Source organism: Anaerolineales bacterium (assembly GCA_022866145.1).
GTDB lineage: Bacteria > Chloroflexota > Anaerolineae > Anaerolineales > E44-bin32 > PFL42.
This window is the reverse complement of the sequence record JALHUE010000029.1, coordinates 1-3,823: the sequence shown is the minus strand read 5'-3', so window position 1 is coordinate 3,823 and position 3,823 is coordinate 1. Positions and strand designations below refer to the sequence as shown.

Here is a 3,823-nt window from a genome sequence, read left to right as displayed (position 1 = left end):
TCGGCGCTGCTGGCCAAGGCCATGGTGCCGCAGGCCTCGGTCGAGGTGTTCGACTCAGAAAGCATCTCGCTAGGCACGGGTTGGATGGTGGTCGAGGCGGCCCGCGCCAGCGAGGCCGGCGACTCGTTGCCGGGGATCTTGGCGCGCCTGGAATACATCCGCCGCCACCTGCATCTGGTTCTCACGCCTGCCACATTGAAGTACTTACAGATGAGCGGCAGGGTGGGGAAACTGCAGGGGGCGCTGGCCTCGCTGCTGGATGTTAAACCGATCATCGCCGTCAAGTATGGGCTGCTCGAAGCAGGCGAGCGCGTTCGCACGCGCAGCAAGGCCATCCAGCGCCTAGTTGACTCTGTCCAGGAACACACTCGTTCGGCCACCGCCGTCAACCTGGCGGTGATTCACGCTCGAGCGCCCGAGGAAGGGCAGCACCTGCTCGACCTGGCGAAGAAGGCGCTGCCAGTTCGCGAAGTGCTGTTCGCCGATCTGGTGGCCTCGCTGGCCGTGCACGGCGGCCCGGGGGTCGTTGCCCTTGGCGCCTATCCGGTGTAGCCCTCCGCCCCGCGGCAGGGGGATAGTCTCAGGCACTCCGAAACACGAGGGCATCGTTGCGCCGCCGCGTGCCTAGCACTTTGGCGTGAAGTCGCATGCCGGCTCGCCTATCGGCGAGTCTCATCACCGACTCCGCTTTCAGTCGTCCACACCGGTTGCACGACGGCGCTGGGGCTATCCCCCGGGAACGAACTCAAAATCGTACGGCCTGGGATACGGCGAATAGTAGCTGCGGTCCTCTAGAAGGGGCAGTTCCGCGCCAAAGTACTTGTCAAGCACGACTCGGAACGAATTGACCGGAGAGATCGAGGGATTCACCTGGCTACTCCCCTCCTGGGGAAGGTAGTAGGCGTTCAGGATCTGCATCCTCACCGGGACCGAACCCACCCAAGGTCCATGGTCTCCCTGCAAAATGATCACCGGCGGACGCGCGGAAGTCGCGAGGATCTGCTTCACCGCTTCGAGCATCCGCTTGTTCAGGTACTCGAGTTGCCCAGTGTAGCCTCTGGCCTCATCATGCCACTGTGGGCCGGAGGGAACCTCCCCCGCCAACGCCGCGTCTGGGATGACCGCCTCGCCGCTCGGACCCAGGACATACGGGAAGTGCGGCGCGACTATGTGGGCAAAGACAGACTTTGGACCCGGGATGTTCGGGATTCGACCCAACTGGTCAAGCTGGAATAGGATCAGCTCACGCTGATCATCGAGGGGACCCCTCTCGACAGGCTGAAGGGCCCTCGGACGCACGTCGGTTGAATCCAAGATCGCCAGCCCGATCGACGTGCGGATCAGCAGCGCCTCGAGGCTGTTGATGCCACCGACGAACTGCAGTCGGCTCATCGAGCTGGTGCCTCTTGAAAGGTACACATCGGCATCGGTCCATTCGGTGGCATCGTATCCACTCTCCAGCGCCACCAGGCTGTACCCGAGGCGATCAAGAGCCTTGACCGTGGCGGCGTTTCGAATGCGAGGCGCTCTCGCACAGGGGTCACACTGGTCATGGCCCAGTGCTTGCAGGTAGTCCATTTCCAGCGAAGAAAGTAGCGAGAGCTCGGTTTGTGCATAGTTGCTGCGGCTCTTGTCCGCGACGTAGAAGCCCATCGCCTTCAGGGATTCGAGAAACCCGGAGTTGTCGTACCCAAACACGTTGCGCAGCGAATCCTCGCGCCCATACGCGTCCAGAATGATGTAGTAGATGTCCGGCGGCGCCTCTCCTGCGTCTTGCAGCGACGGCAGCGGCTGCCCCGAGCGGGCGGCTTCGACGGCGGTCCGCTCCAGGCGGAGTTGATACACGCCCAGAATCGTCAACGGCATTGCCACCAGCACGATCGCAACAAGGTTGAGGGCGGGCGTCAGTCGCCTGGCATTGGGCCGCCCACGGATGATCAGCACACACCCAACCAGGGTCAGCGCGAGCCACGCCGGGAGCAGGAAGCGGTGCCTCCCCAGGCTGACCCCGGCGATAGCCAGGCCCTCCAGGGTCTGGTACACGTGGCCGTACGAGAATACGATGATGGTCAGCAGCAGGCTGAGAAGTGCCGCCCGGTAGAGGTCCTTCAGCAGCAGCCATCCAGCAAGGAAGACGGTCACCGCGGCCAAAATAGAGACCAAGCCGGCCCGCAGCCCGTCCGACACAGCAGCCTGCCCTACGTTTCGGGCGAGCAGCGCCAGGATCGGGAAGACGGCTGCCAGCGCCAAGTACACGGGCCAGGGATTTCGCCTCACACAACCTCCGTACGGTGCCGCTTCGGCCGCGAGCCGCACTCTACCCTGGCCACGGCCCGAGCACGCGCTCGGCTGCTCTTCTTGTGGCGGACGCCTTTCGACCTACCGAGCGCAGACGCAGCCGACGCGCTGGCAGGGTGATGAATAGCGCTCTTCTCTGAGGAGGAAGCCGCGCCTGCGGCGCTGGGGGCGCAGCCCTCGCCGCCACCAACGCGAAGGCTCTTCACGTGGGATGAATCTCTCGTCAGCATCCTAGAAGACCAACGGGATGAACCATTTCGTCCGCCTGCGGTATTCAGGGAACCCCTGGTAGCGCGCCAGCGAGCGATCCTTGCGCCGCATGTTGGGCGCCCAGACGAAGATCACATACCCCAGCAGCACGAGCAAGGGCAACCAGTGCATCGATAGCAGGGCCAGAGGCAGGTAGATCAGGAACTCGCCAAAGTAGTTCAGGTTGCGGCTGCGGGCCATCATGCCGGTTGTGATCAGATGTTCCGGCTGAAGGGACAGCGAGGTGTGCTTCTGCATATCGGTGACGAAATGCAGAAACACCCCGATCAAGCACAGACTGATCGCGCCGGACAATAGCCAGAGCGGCGCCTGCACTCCGCGCGAGTTGATCAACCAGGGGGAAAGCCAGTACAACGTCAGCGCGAACCAGATCACCATCCCGTAGTCGAATGAGGCCTTCCGCTCCCAGGTCTTGTCCGGGAAGATCCGGCTCTTCCAAACCCAGAGCACGCCATAGGTCCCATGCAGCGCCAGATATACCCAGGCGGTCGGGTTCTGCCATTGGTCGAACGCCGCCATCATAGCCAGGACCGCCAGGGCGGTCAGGCCTTTGTGCACATCAATGTAGAAGCGCATTCTCATCGTTGCCCTCGGGTTCCGCGCCGCAACACTTCGGGAGGCCGCAATTGTAGCCGCGGCGACAAGGCACTTGACCTCGGCCATGCCCTGAGGCGGTGCGGCCGCAATCGCACAGCCTCAGGCCGTGCCCCCGAAGAGCCAATGGCGCCTGGCGGCCCAGCCGGAGGCATGTGGTATGCTCGGGCTGTTGACCGCCTCGGATGTTCTCCGGCGGTGACGCTGAATGGATCCGGTTGCGACCGGGGTGCTGCAGGCAAAGAAGCATGTCCCTCCTTGCTGGATCTGAGAGCCTCGACCCCCGCCGTACATCCCGCTGGCGTGCCTACGGAATACTCCTGAAGAGCCTTCAGACCGGACTGTTGGTCCTGACCGGGGTCGCGGGATTTGCCAGCGCCCAAGGGCTACCGGCCGGGCTCGAACTCTGGGCTGGACTCGTCCTCAGCCTGATGCTCTCCATCGGGGGCAGTACTGTCCTGAACATGGTGTACGACCGGGACATTGATCGCCTCATGCAGCGCACGTGCTCCCGGCCGCTGCCGCAGGGTTCGCTCTCGGTGCAGGAGGCTCTCCTTCTCGGCACGCTGATGACCGCTGGCGGCATACTCCTGGCGTTCCGCCTGTCGCCGCTCTTCGGGGCACTGATCGCGGCCGGCGTGTTCTTCAACCTGGTGGTGTA

4 protein-coding genes are annotated in these 3,823 nt (G+C 63.6%); 2 read left to right on the top strand and 2 right to left on the bottom strand.

Translation table 11 applies throughout. From position 1 onward, the window contains the following. Positions 1-552: DegV family protein (locus tag MUO23_00925; protein ID MCJ7511513.1), on the top strand; the 552-nt coding region annotated here is incomplete at its 5' end. Positions 553-726: 174 nt separating this feature from the next. On the opposite strand, the gene MUO23_00920 is transcribed toward MUO23_00925, so the two are convergent. Then, positions 727-2,277, bottom strand: a complete 1,551-nt coding sequence (locus MUO23_00920; protein ID MCJ7511512.1) for a hypothetical protein — start codon at positions 2,275-2,277, stop codon at positions 727-729. Positions 2,278-2,529: 252 nt separating this feature from the next. Beyond that, on the bottom strand, positions 2,530-3,150 hold the full coding sequence (locus tag MUO23_00915) for a DUF1295 domain-containing protein (GenBank protein MCJ7511511.1): 621 nt from the start codon (positions 3,148-3,150) through the stop codon (positions 2,530-2,532). Between the two features lie 260 nt (positions 3,151-3,410). Here MUO23_00915 and MUO23_00910 point away from each other — a divergent pair. Continuing rightward, on the top strand, positions 3,411-3,823 hold a 413-nt coding region (locus MUO23_00910; GenBank protein ID MCJ7511510.1), incomplete at its 3' end, for a UbiA family prenyltransferase.